The 22,115-nt window shown below is 35.4% G+C and carries 24 protein-coding genes, 2 tRNA genes and 1 pseudogene; 15 read left to right on the forward strand and 12 right to left on the reverse strand.

Going from position 1 to position 22,115, the window contains the following annotated elements; translation table 11 throughout:
- Positions 1-75 precede the first annotated feature (75 nt).
- Complete coding sequence (locus AAGD72_RS03895) at positions 76-3,060, forward strand: tetratricopeptide repeat protein (protein WP_341814617.1); 2,985 nt, start codon at positions 76-78, stop codon at positions 3,058-3,060.
- A 38-nt stretch (positions 3,061-3,098) separates the two neighbouring features.
- Here the strand turns inward: AAGD72_RS03895 and odhB are convergent, their stop codons facing one another.
- Positions 3,099-4,271: a 2-oxoglutarate dehydrogenase complex dihydrolipoyllysine-residue succinyltransferase gene (odhB, locus tag AAGD72_RS03900; RefSeq protein WP_341814618.1), complete on the reverse strand. Its 1,173-nt coding sequence runs from the start codon at positions 4,269-4,271 to the stop codon at positions 3,099-3,101.
- A gap of 920 nt (positions 4,272-5,191) precedes the next feature.
- On the opposite strand from odhB, the gene hemC reads away from it, so the two are divergent.
- The 3 genes from hemC to AAGD72_RS03915 all read left to right on the forward strand — a co-directional run bounded on the left by hemC (position 5,192) and on the right by AAGD72_RS03915 (position 7,236).
- Positions 5,192-6,070, forward strand: coding sequence for a hydroxymethylbilane synthase (hemC, locus tag AAGD72_RS03905; protein WP_341815125.1), 879 nt, complete (start codon positions 5,192-5,194; stop codon positions 6,068-6,070).
- On the forward strand, positions 6,061-6,948 hold the full coding sequence (murB, locus tag AAGD72_RS03910; RefSeq protein ID WP_341814619.1) for a UDP-N-acetylmuramate dehydrogenase: 888 nt from the start codon (positions 6,061-6,063) through the stop codon (positions 6,946-6,948). Before hemC ends, murB begins: the two co-directional genes overlap by 10 nt.
- Positions 6,949-7,044: 96 nt before the next feature.
- Positions 7,045-7,236, forward strand: a complete 192-nt coding sequence (locus AAGD72_RS03915) for a hypothetical protein (protein WP_070356842.1) — start codon at positions 7,045-7,047, stop codon at positions 7,234-7,236.
- 114 nt (positions 7,237-7,350) lie between these two features.
- On the opposite strand, the gene AAGD72_RS03920 is transcribed toward AAGD72_RS03915, so the two are convergent.
- The 4 genes from AAGD72_RS03920 to AAGD72_RS03935 all read right to left on the reverse strand — a co-directional run bounded on the left by AAGD72_RS03920 (position 7,351) and on the right by AAGD72_RS03935 (position 11,077).
- Positions 7,351-8,295, reverse strand: a complete 945-nt coding sequence (locus AAGD72_RS03920; protein WP_264339434.1) for an Rpn family recombination-promoting nuclease/putative transposase — start codon at positions 8,293-8,295, stop codon at positions 7,351-7,353.
- 304 nt (positions 8,296-8,599) lie between these two features.
- A complete protein-coding gene (gene glmS, locus AAGD72_RS03925; protein WP_341815126.1) occupies positions 8,600-10,411 on the reverse strand; it encodes a glutamine--fructose-6-phosphate transaminase (isomerizing) in 1,812 nt (603 codons plus the stop codon).
- 80 nt (positions 10,412-10,491) lie between these two features.
- On the reverse strand, positions 10,492-10,863 hold the full coding sequence (gene yajC, locus AAGD72_RS03930; protein ID WP_015589055.1) for a preprotein translocase subunit YajC: 372 nt from the start codon (positions 10,861-10,863) through the stop codon (positions 10,492-10,494).
- A 137-nt stretch (positions 10,864-11,000) separates the two neighbouring features.
- Positions 11,001-11,077 (reverse strand) — tRNA-Asp (locus AAGD72_RS03935).
- A 191-nt stretch (positions 11,078-11,268) separates the two neighbouring features.
- Here AAGD72_RS03935 and rpsB point away from each other — a divergent pair.
- From rpsB to AAGD72_RS03970, 7 genes are read left to right on the forward strand one after another with little or no spacing between them, the layout of a single operon-like run.
- Positions 11,269-12,117, forward strand: coding sequence for a 30S ribosomal protein S2 (gene rpsB, locus AAGD72_RS03940; protein WP_010962661.1), 849 nt, complete (start codon positions 11,269-11,271; stop codon positions 12,115-12,117).
- Positions 12,098-12,958, forward strand: coding sequence for a translation elongation factor Ts (gene tsf, locus AAGD72_RS03945; protein WP_341814620.1), 861 nt, complete (start codon positions 12,098-12,100; stop codon positions 12,956-12,958). The genes rpsB and tsf overlap by 20 nt, the downstream gene beginning before the upstream one ends.
- 10 nt (positions 12,959-12,968) lie before the next feature.
- Complete coding sequence (gene pyrH / locus AAGD72_RS03950; protein ID WP_007549204.1) at positions 12,969-13,712, forward strand: UMP kinase; 744 nt, start codon at positions 12,969-12,971, stop codon at positions 13,710-13,712.
- Positions 13,713-13,719: 7 nt separating this feature from the next.
- The gene (gene frr, locus AAGD72_RS03955; RefSeq protein WP_341814621.1) at positions 13,720-14,277 is read left to right on the forward strand and encodes a ribosome recycling factor; all 558 of its coding nucleotides are present in this window, start codon (positions 13,720-13,722) and stop codon (positions 14,275-14,277) included.
- Between the two features lie 5 nt (positions 14,278-14,282).
- Entirely contained in the window at positions 14,283-14,546 is a 264-nt protein-coding gene (locus tag AAGD72_RS03960) for a hypothetical protein (protein WP_039964055.1), read from the forward strand.
- A 6-nt stretch (positions 14,547-14,552) separates the two neighbouring features.
- Entirely contained in the window at positions 14,553-15,248 is a 696-nt protein-coding gene (gene uppS / locus AAGD72_RS03965) for a polyprenyl diphosphate synthase (RefSeq protein ID WP_341814622.1), read from the forward strand.
- Complete coding sequence (locus AAGD72_RS03970) at positions 15,238-15,864, forward strand: phosphatidate cytidylyltransferase (protein WP_015589049.1); 627 nt, start codon at positions 15,238-15,240, stop codon at positions 15,862-15,864. The genes uppS and AAGD72_RS03970 overlap by 11 nt, the downstream gene beginning before the upstream one ends.
- 24 nt (positions 15,865-15,888) lie before the next feature.
- On the opposite strand, the gene AAGD72_RS03975 is transcribed toward AAGD72_RS03970, so the two are convergent.
- Both AAGD72_RS03975 and coaD read right to left on the reverse strand, forming a co-directional pair.
- Positions 15,889-16,080, reverse strand: coding sequence for a zinc-finger domain-containing protein (locus tag AAGD72_RS03975; protein ID WP_341814623.1), 192 nt, complete (start codon positions 16,078-16,080; stop codon positions 15,889-15,891).
- 68 nt (positions 16,081-16,148) lie between these two features.
- Complete coding sequence (gene coaD / locus AAGD72_RS03980; protein ID WP_006279325.1) at positions 16,149-16,655, reverse strand: pantetheine-phosphate adenylyltransferase; 507 nt, start codon at positions 16,653-16,655, stop codon at positions 16,149-16,151.
- A gap of 79 nt (positions 16,656-16,734) precedes the next feature.
- Here coaD and AAGD72_RS03985 point away from each other — a divergent pair.
- The 3 genes and pseudogenes from AAGD72_RS03985 to AAGD72_RS03995 form a co-directional block, all read left to right on the forward strand.
- Positions 16,735-16,807: transfer RNA gene (locus AAGD72_RS03985), tRNA-Phe, on the forward strand.
- A gap of 218 nt (positions 16,808-17,025) precedes the next feature.
- A complete protein-coding gene (locus tag AAGD72_RS03990) occupies positions 17,026-17,889 on the forward strand; it encodes a gamma-glutamyl-gamma-aminobutyrate hydrolase family protein (RefSeq protein ID WP_264718703.1) in 864 nt (287 codons plus the stop codon).
- Positions 17,890-18,109: 220 nt separating this feature from the next.
- Positions 18,110-18,488: pseudogene (locus AAGD72_RS03995) on the forward strand (IS4 family transposase); the annotation flags it as partial.
- Between the two features lie 89 nt (positions 18,489-18,577).
- Here the strand turns inward: AAGD72_RS03995 and AAGD72_RS04000 are convergent.
- The 4 genes from AAGD72_RS04000 to AAGD72_RS04005 all read right to left on the reverse strand — a co-directional run bounded on the left by AAGD72_RS04000 (position 18,578) and on the right by AAGD72_RS04005 (position 19,613).
- Entirely contained in the window at positions 18,578-18,742 is a 165-nt protein-coding gene (locus tag AAGD72_RS04000; protein WP_080717614.1) for an IS3 family transposase, read from the reverse strand.
- Positions 18,732-18,896 (reverse strand): DDE-type integrase/transposase/recombinase, encoded by a 165-nt coding sequence (locus AAGD72_RS06415; RefSeq protein WP_156768661.1) that lies wholly within the window; start codon positions 18,894-18,896, stop codon positions 18,732-18,734. The genes AAGD72_RS04000 and AAGD72_RS06415 overlap by 11 nt, the downstream gene beginning before the upstream one ends.
- Before the next feature lie 84 nt (positions 18,897-18,980).
- Entirely contained in the window at positions 18,981-19,136 is a 156-nt protein-coding gene (locus AAGD72_RS06420; RefSeq protein ID WP_209472784.1) for a transposase, read from the reverse strand.
- A 192-nt stretch (positions 19,137-19,328) separates the two neighbouring features.
- On the reverse strand, positions 19,329-19,613 hold the full coding sequence (locus AAGD72_RS04005) for a transposase (protein ID WP_038198869.1): 285 nt from the start codon (positions 19,611-19,613) through the stop codon (positions 19,329-19,331).
- 85 nt (positions 19,614-19,698) lie between these two features.
- Here AAGD72_RS04005 and AAGD72_RS04010 point away from each other — a divergent pair, with 85 nt between their 5' ends.
- Positions 19,699-20,202, forward strand: coding sequence for a hypothetical protein (locus tag AAGD72_RS04010; RefSeq protein ID WP_341814624.1), 504 nt, complete (start codon positions 19,699-19,701; stop codon positions 20,200-20,202).
- A 390-nt stretch (positions 20,203-20,592) separates the two neighbouring features.
- Here AAGD72_RS04010 and gatA read toward each other — a convergent pair whose 3' ends face one another.
- Positions 20,593-22,089, reverse strand: coding sequence for an Asp-tRNA(Asn)/Glu-tRNA(Gln) amidotransferase subunit GatA (gene gatA / locus AAGD72_RS04015; protein ID WP_341815127.1), 1,497 nt, complete (start codon positions 22,087-22,089; stop codon positions 20,593-20,595).
- Positions 22,090-22,115: the final 26 nt, after the last annotated feature.

The raw sequence follows: 22,115 nt of genomic DNA on the forward strand, positions 1-22,115 counted from the left end.
CATTATTTTAGGTGTTTGGTAATCTTTAATTCTAGATCAAACAAATTTATAGCAGCCTGTATGAGGTAACTAGTTATGCACGGTAATATCTACCAGCTAAAGGTATTGATGCTATTTTTGCATCGAGGAGTGCTCTATCAGCACTCTTTTCGCTTAGGTACAGAAATAGAAGAGGCCAGAAAGTTCGATGATTTAGTATTTGAATGTACCCAAGGTAGTAAGAAAGTATACCGTTTTTTGCAGGCTAAACACACACAAGATGAAGATAACAAGAAAATTGGAGTAGGGAACTTACTTACAAAAGATAAAAGTGGTGAGTTTGGATTAGCAAAGTATTTTGTTTCTTACCTAAAGATCAAAAATAATCAAGATTTTGCAGATGGTAACCTGAAAGATTTTATTATCTGTACTAATATCGATTTTGATCTGGATCAAAGCACAGCACGAAACACAGTGAAGAAGTTGAGGGTAAAAACTTTAGGACCAAACGAGGAAATAGAAATTTTAGTTGAAGTAATCGACACTAGTGATGTCTTTTTTAAAGATGGTGGCACTAGATATAAGTTCTCTTATATTCACAATAACATGATTTCAGTAGTGCAACCAGCATTTGAAAGTGCTGTAGAAGAAGCGATGGAAGAATTAGAAGAGGAGATAAAAAAACTCCAAAACAAGCCAGATCAGAACTCAAAAAGGAAATTGGAAAGAAATCAGACGTGGCAACGTGAATTTGGACGAATGATGAATGAAGGTAGGTTGGAAGACAATATAAAAGAATTTTTTGATAAGTTAGTATTTGCAGTAAATCAGCCCAATGAAATAAAACTAGCGGATATTATCAAAAGTGAGCTAGGCGAGCAATTTAATGATATTGATAGACAGAATGTTTACGCTCGCTTCCAAGAAAAAATGCTAGATTGGTTGAAAGAAAAAGGGAGACGTTTTCTTACACATGAAGACGGAAGAGAATTCTTTCGCAAGATGAAAGAAGAAATCTTAGGAGGCTTTCGATTTGAGGTGAGAAATCCAGTAGGATTGTTCACTGGAAGGACAGAAGAATTACGAGAACTACACAAATTAATACAAAAAAGTCAAGGTGTAGCCACAGTAATATCGCAACTGGTTTCTATTAGTGGGTTGGGAGGAATAGGTAAGACTGAGCTGGCCAAAAAATATATTGAAGAACACAGTAAAGATTATGACAACAATATTATATGGATAAAAGCTGAAACCCATGAAACCATGGTGCAGTCTTTTCTCAGGTTAGCTAGAGATCCTTTAGGCATTCCTACAGAAGATAGGGATATTGAATCTATTGTAAGAGACATATACGCTTTTTTCGCCAAGAGAAAAAGTCTCTTTGTTTTCGATAATGCAGAAGAATATAGAAGTGAAGGTCAAGATGCTGGTATTAGTCAATTCTTACCGTCCCACTTTTTATCATCTGATGATAATAAACCTAGTGTTTTGATTACCTCTCGTAATCAGAAATGGGGAGATATAAAATCATTAACATTGGGTGCATTTACTGAACCAGAATCAATAGACTTTATTAGAAAAGCATTAGGTATAAAAGATGGGTCACAAGAAAATGAAATAAAGAATTTGGCAGAAACATTACAGCATTTTCCTTTAGCTTTGCAGCAGGCAGTTGCATACATAAAAGAAAGGGATATAGCATTAAAGAATGTAGGCTTGAAGTTTGAAATTAGTGATTATTTAAAGAGATACAAAGAGGAAGCAGAAAAATTACTTGATTTTAAGTTTCCTAAAGACAGCGACAATAGCTACACCAAGACAACTTTTATAACCTGGAGAATTACTATTGATAAAATCAAAGATAACCCAGAGTATGGTCAGCAAGCCAAAGAAATCTTGGATATCATTGCCTATATTGCTCCTTACAACATTCCTGCAAAAATGTTTTTAGGGGTAGAACGCAATGAAGAAAAGTTAGGTGATGCTATCCAACTACTTAAACAATATTCAATGATCAACTCAGGAGAAGAGCAAAGCTCAGTCAATATCCACAGGTTAGTACAGCAAGTAACAAGAATAGAGTTAGAAAAGCAAGGCAAAGAAAAAGTTGTGAAAAAGACTTTTGAATTACTGAAAGAAAGCTTTCCTTATGGCAGTGACAAATTAGAAGATTATGCTAAGAAACGACAATTATTACCACATTTAGAAGCATTTCTATCACATATAGACAATTGGCTAGAAGAAAAACCTTCAGAATCTTTAGAAAAACAAGCAATAGAGAAGGATTATCTTGTGGATTTGTTAATATGGATGGATGATGGATACTCTGATTTAGGTAATCCTAGAAGACAAAAGGAATTGCTTGAACGGGCTTTACCTATCTTTAAGGAATATTACAGCCCTGATCATTTTCAAGTTGTTAGAACATTAGGAAACCTAGGTATCGTTTATGGTGCTTTAGGTGATCATAAGAAAGCAAAAGAGTTGTTTGAACGGGCTTTAGTAATTCAAGAAAAACATTACGGCCCTGATCATTTCGAATTTGCTAAAACATTTGTAAACCTAGGTATCACTTATGGTGCTTTAGGTAATCATAAAAGAAAAAAGGAGTTGCTTGAACAGGCTTTACCCATTTTTGAGAAACACTATGGCTTTGATCATTTTCAAGTTGCCATGGTACTAGCAAACCTAGGCAACGTTTATGGGAATTTAGGTAATCTTCGGAAAGCAAAAAAGTTGCTAGAACGGGCTTTAGCAATCCAAGAGAAATATTACGGCTCTGATCATTTTCAAGTTGCTAAAACACTGGCAAATCTTGGCAACGCTTATAGGGATTTAGGTAATTACGAGAAAAGAAAGGAATTGCTTTTACGGGCTTTACCTATTTTTGAGAAACATTATGGGCCTGGTCACCCGGAAGTTGCTAAACTGCTGGCAAACCTAAGTATCGTTCATGGAGATTTAGGTAATTATGAGAAAAAAAAGGAGTTACTTGAATGGGCTTTACCTATTTTCGAGAAACATTACGGTCCTGATCACCCGGAAGTTGCTAAACCATCGGCAGAACTAGGCAAAGTTTAGGCTTTTAGCAATACTAGACTAATAACAACTCATTTGAGCTACACTTCCAAAACCAATCTATTTGGATCTTCTATGTAATTTTTTATTTTAACGAGGAAAGTCACTGCTCCTTTGCCATCAACTATTCTGTGGTCGTAGGAGAGGGCAATGTACATCATAGGTCTGATTTCTACTGCATTACCAACAGCAACTGGCCTGTTTTGTATTGAATGCATTCCAAGTATTCCAGATTGCGGAGGATTTATTATCGGAGTGGAAAGAAGTGAACCGTATACTCCACCGTTTGAGATGGTAAATGTTGCACCTTCCATTTCTGATACTTGTAATTTACCCTCACGAGCTTTTTTGCCAAGAGCAACTAAAGTCAATTCAATTTCGGCAAATGACATCTGATCGGCACTCCGAATAACCGGCACAACAAGGCCTTTGTCAGTGCCAACAGCAACACCTATGTCATAGTAATGTTTATATATGATTTCATCGCCTGAGATTTCAGCGTTAATTTCAGCAATTTCTTTCAATGCTTGCACCGCTGCCTTTATAAAAAACGACATAAAACCAAGTTTTATTCCATATTTTTTTTCAAAGGCGTCCTTATATTTTGCTCTTAGATCCATGACATTCTTCATGTCAATTTCATTGAACGTGGTCAGTATTGCAGCAGTATTTTGCGATGCTTTCAAACGAGCGGCAATTACTTGCCTTATTTTGCTCATTTTTACTCGTTCCTCTCTTTGCTCTCCACTTACTACACTTTTTGGCAATTCGTATTGTTTTATTGCAGGTTGTTCTGCTTTGTTCATATGACCTATCACATCTGCTTTTGTTATCCTGTCTCCCATGCCAGTTCCTTTGACATTTTTTGCATTAATTGCATTTTCTTCCATAATTTTACGAGCTGATGGAGCATCTTTTTTAGCAGAACTTTCGCTTTTATCTTCTTTTTTTGCTTCCTCTTTTACTTCTCCCACGGAAAGCTTCGCTAACAATTGATCAGGACTTATTACATCATCTTCTTTTACAAGAAATTCAGTTATTTGCCCTGAAGCTTCCGCGGTTAATTCGAGCGCTGTTTTGTCAGTTTCAATTTCAAAGATCAAGTCATCTACTTTTACTGCCTCGCCAATATTTTTCTTTATTTTTACTATACCTTCCGTAACTGATTCACCACCAAGAGTTTTTGGCGCTCTGATTTCTATAATTTTGCTCATAAAACAACTTCCGTATAAAACTTTCTATAGATTTATACATGAAAAGAGACATGTAATAAACTAATAAATTCATTGAGGCTCTTATCATTTAGAAGTGGACCACAACTCCCAAATGTCATTCCAGCGCAGCCATAAAAATTCCTTGACAAGCTTTGCCAGCCCCCCTATCATGGTACTGAAGCTATTTATTTATCTTCGCAATCTGTGCAGGTTAATGACAAAAAACTTAGGGTATTTGGCGTCTCATGTTTAATTTTTCGCACTACGTGCATCGCATGTCTTTAAAAATTTTTAGGTTTTTACCTATATAAGCCGAAACGCGCTTACAAAGCGTTTAAGACAGCAAAAAACGTCAAATTGACAAGGGAGAATTTGAATGCTAGCTACTACGGGGTTTCTTTGCCTTTTTTCCTGCTTAGTAAATTTCTTAAACACTTGCGATGTAGGTTAGTTGCAAGTTAAAAGCAGCTAAATCGCTCTTAATCAAGCGTTTTAGAATAAAAAAAACGCCGATATTTTAGTACATAGTAAATAGCCAACCACCACGGGGCTTCTTTTGCCTTTTTTTTCGCTTGGTAAATTTTTTAATATTTATAGCTAAACGACAACCGTCATCCCGCTGCTTGTTAGCGGGATCTAGAGATACCGCGAATGAATCGCGGTATGACGGTTAAATAATTCGTCATACCGCTACGTGTTAGCGGGATCTAGAGATACCGCGGCGGCATGACGATAAGGTTTATACCTTGTCATGCAAGTACTAGAATCCAGTAAGCTTATTTATGCATATAAAAGGTTATTATTTTGTAAAGTCAAAGTTGCTTTTGGTTTTAAGTTAAAGTACAATAAATGCAAAGGTTTATATAAACTGGATCCAAGTAGTTAGCTACTTGAATGACATCAGACAAACAATCGTACACATGCTAGTCAAAATAGGTACCAGAGGAAGCAAGCTTGCAGTTGCCCAGGCTTTGGAAGCAAAACAAAAGTTGCTGGACTCTTTTCCTAACTTATCTATTGAAATTGTTAAGATAAAAACTTCTGGAGATAAGTATGCAAACGCAAATCTTGCTGAAATAGGAGGCAAAGGATTATTCATTAAAGAAATTGAGACTGAATTGCTCGAAAATAATATAGACATGGCAGTTCACTCGCTAAAGGATGTGCCTGCGTTTTTCTCAGGGGGTTTAACAATTCCTTGTGTTTTAGAAAGGCTAAGTCCATGCGATGCGTTTATTTCTCATAAACACAATAGCCTTGAGTCTTTGCCACAACAGGCTACTATTGCCACTTCTGCAATAAGAAGAAAAGTTCAGTTACTAAATTTTAGACCAGATTTAAATATAGTACCGCTACGTGGAAATGTAACAACTAGATTGCAAAATCAAAGTTTTGATGGAATAATTTTAGCTGAAGCAGGACTCATAAGATTAGAAAAACATCACTTAATTACAGAGGTATTGCCACCAAAAGTTATGTTAAGTGCAGTGGGACAGGGAGCGATTTGTATTCAATGTAGAAGGAATGATGTAAAAATTATCGATCTTTTAGAGAAAATTAATAATAATATGTCTTTTATAGGAGTGAAATCAGAGCGCAGTTTTATGAAGACAGTGAATGGTTCATGTTTTACACCACTTGCAGCTTTGGCTGAATATGTGAGCGAAAATATGCTACACCTTCGTTGTATGTTAGCAAGTGGAAAAAATATATACTTCACTGAGCGCACTTCATTTATAGAAGATGCGGAGAAAATGGGTATGGATGCAGGATTAGAGTTGAAATCAAAATGCTTATAAGCTTACCTAAAGTACGTGGAATCTATCGTTATGACATCTTAATGTCTAAAGCAACGTGGTTAAATGTCGGTGGACGAGCTGATATATTATTTAAACCACGTGATATTGAAGATTTAACATGCTTGATTAAAAACACTGAGTTGCCAGTTAGTGTTATTGGTGCAACATCCAACATAATAGTGCGAGATAGCGGCATTCGAGGAATAACAGTAAAATTAGGTAAGGAGTTTGCATATATTAAAAGTAAGGGTAACAACTCTATTGTTGCAGGCGGTGCTGCGTTACTTAGTAACCTTGCTTACTTTGCAGGAGAGCAACAAATTAGTGGACTTGAGTTTCTAGTTGGAATTCCAGGAACAGTTGGTGGCGGAATAGAAATGAATGCAGGTGCGTATGGTAGTGACATCGCAAGTGTTGTACAATCCATAAAAGCAGTGAATCTAGAGGATGGAAACCTATATGAGTTCTCCAGCGAAGAAATGGGGTATTTTTACCGTGGACATAGCCTAAAAGGAAATTGGATTTTTGTTGAAGCTGAGTTTAAAGGAGTAAATTCAGAGTATGAGCTTATACTGCAAAGGTTAAAGGAAGTTATTGAGAGGAAAAATAAAAGCCAGCCAATAAGAGGAAAAACTGCTGGGTGCATATTCAAAAATCCAAAAAACTACCGAGCATGGGAGTTAATTGATAAATCCGGCTGCCTAGGGCTGAATATTGGTGGAGCTAGAATCTCTCAGAAACATTGTAACTTCTTGCTCAATTACGATAATGCAACTGCATCTGACTTGGAAAACCTTGGCAACAGAGTAAAAGATGCAGTGAAGGATAAATTTAATGTTGAACTTGAGTGGGAAATAAGGGTTTTGGGTAGCTGTTAGATAGTTTTTATAGCTTATGTATATTCGTTCAGGAGAACGGCAAATAAGGTAAACAAGTAATCTAAAAAAATAATCATAGAGAAACCGTGAGGTAATGTGGTTAATCTTGTAGAACTTTGCAAGAATCTAGAGAGAAAAATAGCAAAGTTATACCAATTCTCATTATTAGTGAATCAAATAAGCGATATTGTAGAGTTATTTAATTGTGGAGTGAGAAAGAAAGGCAATAGTATGGCTTTTTTTCCATTGTTATCTATCCGTTTATTGTGCAGTGGGAATTGGTATTAGCTGAACGGACACTATTGTTATACTATATCTTATATACAATTGTGCAATATGGACAATGGCAACAAATTTACTAGCGAAATTCAGTGATTTATGATTGATAATTAAAGTTCTTAATTAGTAACCGTTCACACTTAATTCTTCAATCTCACTAATAGAAAGGCCAGTAAATTTGACAATAGTGTTGACATCAACATTGTTAGCCAGCATTGCTTTTGCGACTTCGATTTTTCCTTCGATTTTTCCTTCGATTTTTCCTTCAATTTTCCCTTCCTCTTTACCGATTTTGATGCCTCTTTCTTCGCCAATTTGGATGCCTTTTTCAGTAGCAAGGTCAAGTCTGTATTCAAGAATGGCTTCTTCTTTCCGTAGATCCATTATTCTTTCTTCATAAGCTACTAAATCTTTTTCATTCCAGCTAAACCTGTCTAATTCATCGTAGGCTAACTTTATTATTGGTGCTTTTTCTGCTATTTTCCTTAAGTCTTCTTCCGTAGTTTCATCTGCATATTTGAAGAAAAATAACCAACGATCCACTATGCTTTCTAGCTGTTCTTCCTTATTCTTAGGAAATTTAGGTAGTTCAATAAATACAAATTGAAAATCTTTTAAGTCATGTTCATTGGTTTTCTCATCTCTTATAGTGTGGCTGGATATATAATCAAGCTTATCAGGAAATAAATTACAATTAGAGATAGCAATAAAGAAAACCTTCTTTAAATCAATGTACTTACCAGATTTATCAGCTTGCCTTGAGTAAGCCTTAGCAGCATATAGTTGAGCTCGTTTTTCGAAGCCTTTATCGCGAGTGAGCTGCATTTCAATCACATACCTAGCCCCACTAGAGTCCCTGCAAAGAACATCAACTATACTTTGCTTATCAGAGGCAATTTCAGGATCCATTATAGTACTGAGGAATTCCACTTCTTGTATAGTATTTATCTCGGTAAACCCTAAAATATCATTCAAAAAATGTATGAGAATATTCTTATTTTTTTCAGTGCCAAAGATTCTTTTAAAGGTTAAATCCAGCTTAGGGTCGAGAAACTTAGATAAAGCCATAGCCAAAGTGCTTAAAAATATTAATAATTATACACACAATTATTCAACCATATTTTTGAAGATAGCTATAGCTATGCCGCCGCGAACCGTCATACCGCCGCGGTATCTCTAGATCCCGCTAACAAGCAGCGGGATGACGAATTACTTAACCGTCATACCACCGCGAACCGTCATACCGCCGCGGTATCTCGGCATAGATTCCGCTAATTAGTAGCGGAATGACGATTGTGTATCGTGTTTTGCTAAAAATCACAGAATGCAGTCTGGTTACCTTATTAGAAGTTTAGCTTTAACTTTAAATGGACTACTCAACCGTGACAGACTTAGCTAAATTTCTTGGACAATCTGCATCTAACCCTTTTTTTGCTGCAGTAAAGTAAGCAAGGAATTGCATAGCAACACTGTAGATGATTGGAGAGATAAAATTATCAGTGTCTGGAAGTTGCACCACATCTGCGCAAACTCCCCTTAGGAATGGCGCTCCTTGTTTATCACTGAAGGCAATTACTTTGCCTTTTCTTGCAATAATCTCTTGTATATTAGATAGCGTTTTAAAGAATAAATCATCATAAGGGATAATTGCTATAACAAGCACAGTAGAGTCTATTAAAGCAATAGAACCATGCTTCATTTCTCCCGCTGCAATACCAGTTGTATTGATATATGAAAGCTCTTTTATTTTCAATGCGCCTTCCATTGCAACTCCGTATGAACTTCCTCTGCCGATTAAAATAACGTTATTGTGTTCTAATATACTGCCCGATATATGTTGTATTTTCATCACATTCAAAACGTGCTCAACATACTCGGGAATAGAATTGATAGCACTGCTTAGCTGTTTTATTCTCTCTCCACCCAGTATACCTTTTATTTTTCCAAGCTCCACGGCAAAGCATGCTAAAGTTGCAAGTTGCGCAGAAAAGGTTTTTGTTGAAGCAACACCAATTTCTGGCCCAGCAAGAGTATGTAACACAATATCTGAGATCTTTTCAATGCTGCTGCTAAATGTATTAGTTATACTTATGATTGTTTGCTTCTGTGATTTCGCATAACGCAGCGCTTCTATGGTATCTGCAGTTTCGCCAGATTGAGAGATAAATAACCCAATGCTGCCTTCTTCCAGCTTGACGTTGCTATACCTAAATTCTGATGAGATTTCTAGATATACTCGAACTTGAGCGACATTTTCCAGCCAATACTTTGCTATTAGCCCAGCAAAATAAGATGACCCGCATCCAACTATAGTAATGTGATTCAGTTCAGAGAATAATTTTTTGTTGACCTCTTTATATTGCTTGTAAAATTGGTTTATTGTTTTGTTTAATGCACAAGGTTGCTCAAAAATCTCTTTTAACATGAAGCTAGGGTAACCATTTTTGCTAATTAGAAAATCACTTGGACTACTATTTTCTATACTGCGTTTAACTTGTGTACCATTGTTGTATATACTAACTCCACTAGATTTTATCACTGCAATGTCATCATCTTCCAAATGCGATATTTTTTCCACAAATGCACTTAAAGCATTAGAGTCAGATGCAGCAAACACTGTGTTACAGTTATAGCCTATTGCTAAAGGCAAATTTCTCTTCGCAACAAATAAGGCGTCTGGATATTCTGCAAATAATAAGACCAAGGCAAATGAGCCGTGTAGGTTGTTTAAACACTTAAATAGAGAATCAACTGGCGACAATCCTTCATCAAGATATAAGGTTAGCATGTTTGGTATGATCTCTGTGTCAGTGTCAGTATGGAATGACATGCCCCTTTCTTCTAGGCCCTTTTTTAGCAGATTGTAATTCTCAATTATGCCGTTATGAGCAACAACAACATTATTTGTACGAATGGGATGAGCATTTTTAAGGCCTGGAACTCCATGTGTAGCCCAGCGAGTATGTGCTATACCAACTGTACTGTGAGACATCTTGCTGTCATCAACAACTTCACATAACCTTTTGACTTTACCTTCTGATTTTTTGACTTCTATCTTACCTTCGTTGTTTATGATTGCTATACCTGAAGAGTCATATCCCCTATATTCCAATTTTTGCAACCCAGTTAGTAAAGTTGGTATTACTGAATCACCGCTACTTACTACACCAAATATTCCGCACACAAATGGATCACCAAACAAACTTTTTTCTAAACATGTTAAGCATTTTTGCCTTTATTACTGGTTGATTTATATTCTTTTTATCATTCTTTCGATTTTACCTTTTTAATTGGTTTAGCTGCTACTTTTTGAGTTTCTTTGCTTAAAACCTCAGATATAGCGGACTTTAGAACTTTTATCTCAACTTTTGGTGCTATTTCTATTATAAATTGTGCATTTGCCTCATCAACTTTATTAACTTCACCTATTATTCCACCAGAAGTAATGACTGTATCACCACGTTTTATTTGATCTATCATCTTTCTATGTTCTTTTAGTTTTTTTTGTTGCGGGCGAATAATGAGAAAATAAAATACCACAAATATTAAAATCAATGGAGTAAAACTAGCAAAAGATGCGCCGATACTTGATGTATTGCTAGTTGCATCTGCTGCAAAAACTTCAGAAATGAGCATATTTAATCCTAATTGTTAATGATAAAAACAAACCTATTTAAGTATTAATTACAATACCATGCCATGTCAAGTTTGGTGAAGGCGTTTCTCAATACCGGCAATAATACTGCGAATTCTAAGTTATGCTAAAACTAATATGGCGGGAGTGATGAGACTTGAACTCACGACCTCATGCGTGACAGGCATGCGCTCTAACCAACTGAGCTACACCCCCCTAATTTCTTTTTAGCGTTTTCGGGCTTCAACTTTAAAGCTAATAAACATGTTGCCCTTTGTCAATATTTTTTGTTTGCGCTTTGCTGTCTTTTCTATTACTATGTAAATAATTTAATTTCACACATGGCTTGTACAAGTAGTCCCATTAGGGTTATGCCATGGAAGATAAACTATTTGGAGGAATGATATATGACAAATTTGCCTAAAGTCACTGTGCGTGATTTAGCTGAATCTGGTGTACATTTTGGTCACAAAATTAGTCGCTGGAACGCAAAAATGGCTCCATACATATATGGAGTGCATCAAGAAAATCGTATACATATAATTGATTTGCGAAAAACACTACCATTGCTACAGGTGGCCATGAAGGCTTTATATGACGTTGCATTTCAAGGTGGTCGCATTCTATTTGTTGGTACAAAGTTTCAAGCTTTTGATATTATTGCAAGTGAAGCGATTCGTTGTGGTCAATATTATGTGAATCATCGTTGGCTTGGTGGTATGCTTACTAATTGGGGCACTGTTTCTTCTTCGATAAAAACCTTGATGCAATATGAGAAAATATTAAATGACGAGGATAGCATTTTAACAAAGAAAGAATTGGGAAACATTGAAAAGAAAAAGCAAAAGCTTGATAAGGCGCTTGGCGGTATTAGAGAAATGGGAGCAATTCCTGATATCTTATTCATCATTGATACTAATAAAGAGCATATAGCGGTTAAGGAGGCTAAGAAGTTAGGAATTCCAATAGTTGCAATACTTGATACTAATTCTGATCCAGATGGTATTACTTATCTAATACCTGGAAATGATGACTCAAGAAAATCAATAGAGCTCTATTGTAAATTAGCTACCGACTCTATATTAGCTGGAATAGAGTCTAGTCTAGCAAAATCTGGAGTTAAGATTGATGATATAAGGGGTGATGAGTTTATTCAAGAAAAAGAAGATGGTATTGTGCAAACTAAAAGGAGACGTAGTAAAGTTTACAAAGAAGAAGAAAGGGAGGTAGTAACAAATGAAGATGAATCCAGATGATATAAGAGAATTACGTGATAGAACAGGGCTTGGCTTAAGTGACTGTAAAAAAGCATTAGAAGAATGTGATGGTGACATTAAGAAAGCCGTTGATAAGTTACGTACAATAGGTCTTGCTAAAGCTGACAAAAAATCTGATAGAGTAGCTTCAGATGGGCTCGTTGCTATGTGTTTGACTGAAAATTGTGGTGTATTGATTGAACTCAATTGCGAAACCGATTTTGTCGCAAGGAATGAGAAATTTATAGAGTTAGTTTTAAATTTAGCATCAATTGCTCATCAAGAACGCTGTACTAGCGTTGATGAGTTAAAAAATGCCAAGTATGAAAGCATTGGCACAGTGCAGGAAGCTATTATGAATGGTACGTCAGTTCTTGGTGAGAAGCTAGAGTTAAGCAAGCTTTATTACTTAGAAGCTAAGGATGGAGTTATTGCTGGCTACGTACATGGTGATGTGTGTGGCTTAGGTAAGATTGGTGCTTTAATTGCATTGCAATCACCCGGTGATAAGGCAAAGTTACAGGAAATTGGAAAACAAATAGCGATGCACATAGTTGCTATGAAGCCTGAAGCTTTGTCTATAGATGATTTAGATCAAATGAAGTTGAAAAATGAACGTTCTATAATTGAAGAACAAGTAAGGAGCTTAAATAAACCTGAAGAAGTAGCAAAAAAAATAGTAGATGGACGAATGGCTAAGTACTATGAAGAAGTTGTTTTACTGGAACAAAAGTTCATAAAAGATGATAAAATAAAGGTTTCTGATTTTATAAAATCAAGCGAGGTGAGTGCTGTTAAACTCTCTAATTACAAGTTACTTGTTTTGGGTGGTGCAAACTAAATGGTAAAAAATGTTTCCCTCAATAAATGAAAAAAGCGAAATAAAATATTCCAGAGTGTTATTTAAAATTTCTGGTGAAGCTTTAATGGGGTCACAGTCTTTTGGCTATGATATGGGAATAATAAGCCAATTGTGCAAAGATATAGCTGATATTAACAGGCTTGGAGTTCAGGTATGTATTGTTGTTGGTGGTGGTAATATCTTTCGTGGCACATCTGCGTCTTTAAGTGGCTGTGAAAGAGCAAGTAGTGATTATATTGGAATGCTTGCAACTATAATCAATGCTTTAATTTTACAAAACTTTTTAGAAAAAAATTTAATAGCTTCTAGGGTATTATCTGCAATACCCATGGCCACTGTATGTGAACCTTACATAAGAAGGAAAGCTATTCGTCATTTAGAAAAAGGTAGAGTGGTAATTTTTGCAGCAGGCACAGGCAACCCATTTTTTACTACAGATACAGCTGCAGCCTTACGTGCTGTTGAAATGAATTGTGATGTTATTCTAAAGGGTACACAAGTAAATGGTGTATACTCCGCTGATCCGAAAAAAAATGAGGATGCTGTAATGTATGATAGGCTTTCTTACACGGATTTATTGACTCGTGATTTAAAAGTTATGGATGCATCAGCAATTTCACTTGCTCGTGAGAATTCTATTCCAATTATAGTTTTTTCTTTGAAGGGAGAAAAAATAGTCAATATTATTAAGGGTCAAGGTACTTATACTATAGTTTCAGATTGTAAACATTAGGTAATTTATGTTAAATGAAATAAAAGCTAAAACAAAAGAAAGAATGCTAAAAACTATTCAGTCCTTTCATGATGATATTAAAGGCGTACGCACTGGTAGAGCTAGCGCATCGTTGCTTGATGGTATGGTTGTAAATATCTATGGTGGACATCAAAAGTTAAATCAGGTTGCAGGTGTTTCGGTTATAGATAACAAAACTCTATCAATTAAAATTTGGGATATTAATGTTGTCGGTGAAGTGAAAAATGCTATATTAAATGCCAACTTGAATTTAAATCCTGTTGTTGAGGGCAATACCATACGTATAGCTCTTCCGGACTTAACACAAGAAACCCGTGAAAAATTAGTGAAATTATTGCATCAGTTTGCTGAAAATGCACGGATTGCCATTAGAAATATACGTAGAGATATTATGGAAGAAACAGAAAAAATGAAGGAAAATAAAGAAATCTCAGAAGATGATTTTCATGGTGCTAAAAAGGAAATACAAAATATTACTGATAATAATATAAAAAAAATTGATGGTGAATTGTCCATCAAAGAAAAGGATATACTGAATCACTAAATGATATGGAGAAAGCTTACATAGCAAATGATGTCATTCCAGTGCTTGACACTGGAATCCAGTCTTTACTATACAACTATCTGATGCACTTGTTTGAAATCAAATTTCCTGGATCCCAGTGTCGGAGCACTGGGATGACACCAATTTTGCATTCAAGTATCAACTATTGGTGTCACTACAGTAACTCTCTTCCTGTCATGCAAGTAGCTGACACCTTCCAGGTGTCCATTGAAATCCAAAAAATTTCACTCAAGTCAAAATTAGGTTAAATTTAAATGTTGAATCAAGAATCTTTACCGAAACATTTAGCAATTATTATGGATGGTAATGGTAGATGGGCAAACAATCAAGGAAGGGTAAAAATTGATGGTTACAGAAAGGGCAGTGAAGTTGCATACGATATTGCCAAGTATTGTACGGACTTAACCATACCCTACTTAACTTTGTATGCATTCTCTATGGAAAATTGGCTTAGACCCAAAAACGAAACTGACTGTCTATTTGATTTATTTTACTCTGTCTTAACTAATGAAGATAAAATCAATTTCATTTGCAACTGTAACATTAAGTTGAATTTTATTGGCAATTTAAGTCTGTTATCCAGTAAAATATTGGATCAAATAAAAAAAGCAGAAGAAATGACACATAAGAACGATGGTTTATTACTCACTGTGGCAGTCAGTTACGGAGCAAAGCAAGAAATTACACAAGCTATAAGCAATATTATAAAAGAAAATATTGCTTATGTATCAGAAGAGGAATTTGAAAAATTTCTGTATACTAAAGATTTGCCAAAATTGGATTTATTAATTCGCACTGGCGGCGAAAAAAGGTTAAGCAACTTTTTATTATGGCAAGCAGCTTATGCTGAATTGTATTTTTGTGATACTTTATGGCCTGATTTTTCTTGTCAAGATTTGAGTAAAGCATTAGAAGATTATACAAAAAGAGAGAAAAAATATGGTAGATAATAATTTTATAATTAGAATGTTGTCCTCAATAGTAATATTATTCATATTTTCCTTTGCTACATATTTTAGTGATTTATCGTTTTACCTATTGATTTTTTCAATAGCAGTTTTATCTTCTTTTGAATGGTATAATCTAACCCAAGGAAATAAAATTTTATACGTTTTTGCATTATTATTGATTGCACTACCAAGCGCCTCATTAATATATTTATATAATCTACCACAGGGAAAATACGCATTAGTATGGTTCGTCTTAACCATTTGGGGAATTGACGTTACTGCCTACCTATTTGGCAAGAATTTTGGTGGAGCTAAAATTTGCCCAATTCTTAGCCCTGGAAAAACTTGGACAGGACTTCTTGGTGCGATTTTAGCTGGAGTAGTGTGTACAATTTTTGGATCAATATTTTTTGGTCTATTTTCAATTTTTTATTCTCCAATCATTGGCCTTGCAATTGCTATTCTAGCGCAACTTGGCGATTTCACTGAGTCGCTTGTTAAAAGAGCTTACGGTGTTAAAGATAGTGGAAATATGATACCTGGCCATGGGGGAGTGCTCGACCGTATGGACAGTTTCATTTTTACTGCCCCTCTTATTGCTATTTACATAAGCTAAGTCTGCAGAAGAAATAAAGTGCCATTAGAGATCATCCCTAGTCAGCTCCCCAACCGCTTCCACAGTACAGTCATGGACAAACGTCTTTTCACAATAAGGGCAGGCTATTTCCTCTTCTTCTCCCATATCTAAATATATTAATGGATGGCCAGAACCCTCATCATTCTCATCACCATGACAACAAACTTTTCTATTATTAACCATCACTTTTGACATGCTGCTCCTTTAGCTTATAACATTTTATATATTGAATATACCCATTCAGAAATAAAAAACAACAAGCACTATTCTCCATTTTTTATCCTATTCAGGTTAATCAATTCGTTTTGAACACCTTTTGATACAAATTTGCTAACATCTTCTCCTAATCTTGCTATTTCCTTTACAAAGCTTGATGAGATAAATTGAGTATCTTCAGAAGCAGGAAGAAATATGGTTTCGATTTCAGGAAGAAGTTTATAATTTACCCAGCTCATTTGAAACTCGTAATCAAAATCCGATACTGCTCTTAATCCCCTAATAATAACAGAAGCATTCTGCTCTTTGGCAAACTTCACTAGCAACCCATTAAAAGATATAACATCTGCATCAATTCCTAGTCCTTTGATTTCATTTTCAGCCATGCTTGTGCGTAGCTTTGTGTCAAAGGCAGTATGCTTATTAACGTTTTCTGCAACTCCTATTATTAATTTATCGACTAGTTTACACGCTCTTTTGATTATGTCAAGATGCCCAAAAGTTATAGGGTCAAATGTGCCAGGGTAGATTCCTATTTTGTCATTAATGTTCATCCTTTATTTTTATAAACTACTTTAAAAACTTTTGATAGACATAATAACATTTTTTATCTAAAAATAAAAGTATACAGTTGGCCTGATAGCTCAGTTGGTAGAGCAAAGGACTGAAAATCCTTGTGTCGCTGGTTCGATTCCTGCTCAGGCCACCTTCTCTTTCTTGGCAAACTTGCCTTTTTGTTATAAAATACTCTATATCGTAATATAAATATTAGGGAGGCAAGTCATAGTATATAAATATTATAATAAACTATTTAATATCTTATTAATTATAGTTCTATTATTAAGCAATATTACTTATGCTGGCGTTAGTGAAAAACCGGCATCTCAACATGTAACCAGAAAAGAAGAACCAGCGTCAACTGTCTTGACGGCAGAAAATACAGTAAATAATGACATAGTTGTTGGTTTGTTGAAAACGGAAGAAGCACATGAGCTTGGGCTATCTCAAAATATCTACGAGATGTTTAATAACTTTGGAGTTAAAACCGTACTCATTGACTACAATAAAATAATTAACTTAAAAGAAATCCAAGAAAAGTCGCTTATCTTTGCAAAACAAGATGAAACATTGGCAAAGAAGCTAACATTAGACCGAATAAAAGTTGAAGTTGCAAAGTTTGTTAAAGAGCACAAAATAAATAGAATATTTATTCCGGATAATTTACACTCAGCACCCACTCCTTATCGCCAGCTTGTTACTGAAGCAATTGTAAAAATAGTTGATGATAACCCTGCAATTCATTTACTTGGCATATGTGAAGGCATAATGAATGCAAAGGGAATTGAAGTAGTGAGTGTTGTGAGTGATGAAGAGAAGCAAAGATCTCATTTAAAATCAGCACCTAATCCACAGAAAGAGGATGTACCTCTCCAGCAGATAAAGATCGTTCCAAATAGTCGTTTAGCAGAAGTAGTAGCCAAATTCCTAATGCCTAATGAAAATGGCTGGTTTTCAACATATTTTCCAGATGCTCATTCAGGAGCAGTAGGTAATACACCAGAAAATAGAAGAAAATTGGAGTCACTTGGATATAAAGTTGCAGCATTTTCCAGTGAGGGGGTAATAGAGGCTATTGAAGATAAGCATGGTAATGTTCACTTTCAAAGTCATCCAGAAGCCCTTGTTGTGAAGTCAGATAAAAACCTCTATTTATCAAATCACAAGGAACGTCAAGTGTCTACACTAGTTGCTATAGCGATTATGAATGATTTTCTTTATCGTGCTTAATGGCTATAGCTTTAGGCTTACCGACGATTTGATAAACGATAGATTTGTCATGTATCCGTTCAGGCAATGGCGTCAACTTAAGGAAAAATATCAGCGATAGTGTATAAAATTTCTCTCCAAATTTTTTATCATTAAATTATCCAAAGAGTGCAAGGGACAGCACTTTTGTTTCTATTTTATTGCAACAAAAAAGTTTAAAATGTGTCTTTTTAGGTGAGGCATGCAAAAAGGAAAAGATCTTATCTTACAAATTAAAAATGCAATATACTCGAAAACTTTTCAGAAAATCCATTGTGTTGAGTTTTACACGAACAAGAAAACTTCCTTTTTCGACAGTATTTTCTATGATTTTAAAGTTAGTTAAAAAAAGTTTGGGAATAGAATGTGAACTTATGGAGCCATTGACATGTACCCTCAAAGCAAGCTTTTTCTAAAGCAAGGTATAAGATTTGCCATACAGGCTTTCAAGAATTTAAGCATCCAAACAGCCTATCAGGATGAACCTGAGTTGGAGAGGCTATAGACTTATTGCAGCAGATGGTTCTGGTATGAGATTACCCAGCTCTGGGGAAATTGTATCCGAGTTTGAACCAAATGGAAACTGACCTTACCCAGAAAAAGTGGAGAGAAAGTTTGGAATGTTTTTCACAAAGAGAATGATGAATCAAAATGCTCAGGAATGCAATAGTTAATAGTGACGTTGTTTGTTATAAAAAATTTCTATGTATTCAAATATTGCAGTTCTAGTTTGTTGAGCAGAGTGTTGTGAAGTATCAATAAGTATTTCTCTTTTCAATGAGCTAAAGAAGCTTTCCACAACAGAATTGTCGTAACAACAACCTTTATGACTCATCTATGTTTTTTATGGATAAGAGATATTGATAACCTTGCGAAGTATATTGTGAACCTTGATCACTATGTAATAGTAGATTTTTGGCAGGTTTACGCTTGTTAACGGCCATTAATAAAGAGTCCATAACCAATTGTTTATTTATTGAACTGCTCATTAACTACCATGCGTGAATATAGATCGATTATTGTTGCCAAATATAGCCATCCTTCTTTGGTTTTTATATAAGTAATCCCATACTTTATTTGGTTGATCGACAATAAAGTTTTGGTCTAATATATTGGGAGCTACTGTCCGTTTGTTGTTTCTTAATTTTAAATTTTCTTCTCAATATAGCCTGAATACCATTTTTCTGCATAATACTTTGCACTGTTTTTAAGTTGCAACTTTTACCCAAAGCCTTTAATTCAGCATGAATTTTAGGAGCTCCATATCTACATTTAAAAGCTTTTTTTGAATATCTGCTTTTATTTGTTGATTCTCTACTGCTTATTTTCCTTGTAGTCCACTTATAGTAGCCACTAGCAGAAAATCCTACATAATTCCTGCACTTTATGGTGTTTACTATGCTCTTTTATAAAAAAATATTTTACTCTTTTTGACTGGCCAGGGCTTTTTTTAAAATGTCTCTTTCTCTTGTTACTTTTGCTAACTCTTTCTGTAAATCAAATCTCTCTTTGTCATAAGGTGCTACATCTGGAAATGCATTTGCCGCTGACTTTTTTTCGTTATATTTCTTCATCCATTTTCCTAATACACTATCCCTTATTCCTAGATCTCTTGCTACTTTTGCAACTGGTTGACCTACCTTTCTTTGTTCATTTGCCAGCTTAACAGCTTCCAATTTGAATTCTGCCGTATATTCTCTTGCCATTTCTAATCCTCCAAAATTTTATTTTACCCGAAAAAACTCCTTTCTTTCTCTCCACTTTTTCTGGGTAAGGTCAGTATGGGAAAAGGTGAAAGATGTACTAAAAAACCCAGAGAGGATTAAAAAGGAGTACCAACGTAGAGTTTCAGAAAATAAAAATGATGAATCATCAGATAAAAAATTTGCAAGAAGGGAAAGTCAAATAAAACAAGGTATCGAAAAACTTATGGAAGATTATTATAGTCAAGAAAATGCAGGCGGGGAAAAATATATAAGTGAGGAAGAATTTAAGCAGACAATGAAAAAAATGAGGGAACGTTTAAAAGGGATGGAAGAAGAAAAGAAAAAGGTTGTTGATCAAAAAACACTACAGAAGAGAATGAGCCTTATTATCAATAGTATAAAGGGTTTTTATTCTAGTGTTAAATCGAACCTAGACTACCTAGATTGGCAAACTAAACGTGGTATTGTTAGGACATTAATAAAGCAAATTAACATTGGTCTTGACAAGGTAGAAGTGACATTTCGGATCAAAGAACTAGCGCAGGAGGAGAATTTGCAACATTGTATTAAACGCGTTGGCGTTTTTTAAGTCTTAAACACTGCAATTTAGCTGCTTTTAAATGCAACTCACCTTAGTTTAAATGTTTAAGAAATTTACTAAGCAGAAAAAAAGGCAAAGAGAACCTAGGGTAGCTAGTATTCAAATTCTCCCTTGTTCTATTTGACGTCTTTTGATGTCTTAAACGCTTTATAAGCGCGTTTCGGCTTGTATAGGTAGAAACCCAGAAGTTTTATAAAGACATGAGGTGCACATAGTGCAAAAAATTAAGCATGATTTACGCCAAATACAAAGTTCCCTTTGTCGTTTTAATCTGCAGATTGCGAAGATAAATAAATAGCTTCAGTTTTATGATAAGGGGGCTGGCGAGGTTTGTCAAGCAAGTTTTACATTTAATTCTAGTTCCGTTTTATGCCAGTTTCACACGCTGGAATGACACCCTTTTGGATGGAAATCAGTGCTAATTGTTCTGCCGCAATTTTGCTCTATCACACTTGCCACATTTAATATTCCAGCTTCGTCGTAATAATTTCCAATTACTTGCAAGGCAAGTGGTAAACCCTCATTGGAGAGCCCAACGGGAACAGAAATAGCAGGCAATCCTGCCAGACTTGCTGGCACAGTAAACACATCATTGATGCACATAATTAGCGGATCTGGCTTTTCATTTAAGCCAAAAGCTTCTGTTGGAGCAGATGGCACAAGTATGTAATCTATTTTTTCAAACGCTTTTATAAAATCATTTCTGATTAATGCCCTGATACACTGTGCTTTTTCGTAATATTCATTGTAATGACCTGAGGAAAGCGCATAAGCGCCAATTAAAATTCTTCTTTTCACCTCTTTACCGAAACCTTCTGCTCTTGTTAGTGAATACATTTCTTCAAGGGTATCAGCATCAACCCTGAACCCATAACGCACACCGTCATAACGAGCAAGATTGGATGAAGTTTCAGCAGAACAAATTAAATAATAGACTGGTATTGCATATTTAGTATGTGGCAGAGTAACGTCAACAACTTCAGCGCCATTTTCTTTTAAATAGGAAGCAACTTTCTCCCAATTATGGACTATTTCCTCTGAAATTCCATCCATCCTATATTCTTTTGGTATACCAATACGCTTACCCTTGACATCACCATTTATAAAGCTGGAAAATTTAGGTGCTGGCTTTCTACTTGATGTTGAATCTTTTGTATCATAGCCACAAATTGCTTCCAGCATTAATGCTGAATCAGAGACAGAACGAGTAATGACTCCTGCTTGATCTAGAGAACTCGCAAATGCAATCATACCAAAACGCGAGCATCTTCCATAAGTTGGCTTTATTCCAACTACTCCACAATAAGCTGCTGGTTGGCGCACAGATCCACCGGTGTCACTCCCTAGTGCTCCAGCGCATAAAAATCCAGCTACCGATGCTGCAGATCCACCAGATGATCCACCAGGAACAACTTTTTCCCCATCGCTTTTTCTAATCCACACATTTTCAACAGGGCCAAAATAGCTATTTGTGTTCGCAGAACCCATAGCAAATTCATCCATATTAAGCTTACCGAGCATGGCTGCTCCACTTTTTAAAAGCAAGTCAGACACCGTAGATTCGTAAGTCGGAACGAAATTTTCCAGCATTTTTGAGCATGCTGTTGTTTTTATTCCTTTTGTACAGAATAGATCTTTGATGCCAACTGGTACACCCATGAGCGGCGAGATTAAATCATCCTTTTGCCTAGAGAAATGTTCATCTGCAGCTTTAGCAGCTTTCATTGCTATCTCTGGGGTTTTTGTTATAAATGCATTTAATTTCTCATTTTCAACCGCACTGATGTGCGCCTCTACGAGTTCAACGGCAGAAAAACTCTTTTTTTTGAGCCCGTCATGCATTTGTGTAATACTTAACTTTCTTAGTTCATTCATCAATATTTAATTTTTAGCAAGACGTT

The sequence above is a fragment of the Wolbachia endosymbiont (group A) of Chalcis sispes genome, assembly GCF_964026765.1.
Taxonomy (GTDB): Bacteria; Pseudomonadota; Alphaproteobacteria; order Rickettsiales; family Anaplasmataceae; genus Wolbachia; species Wolbachia pipientis.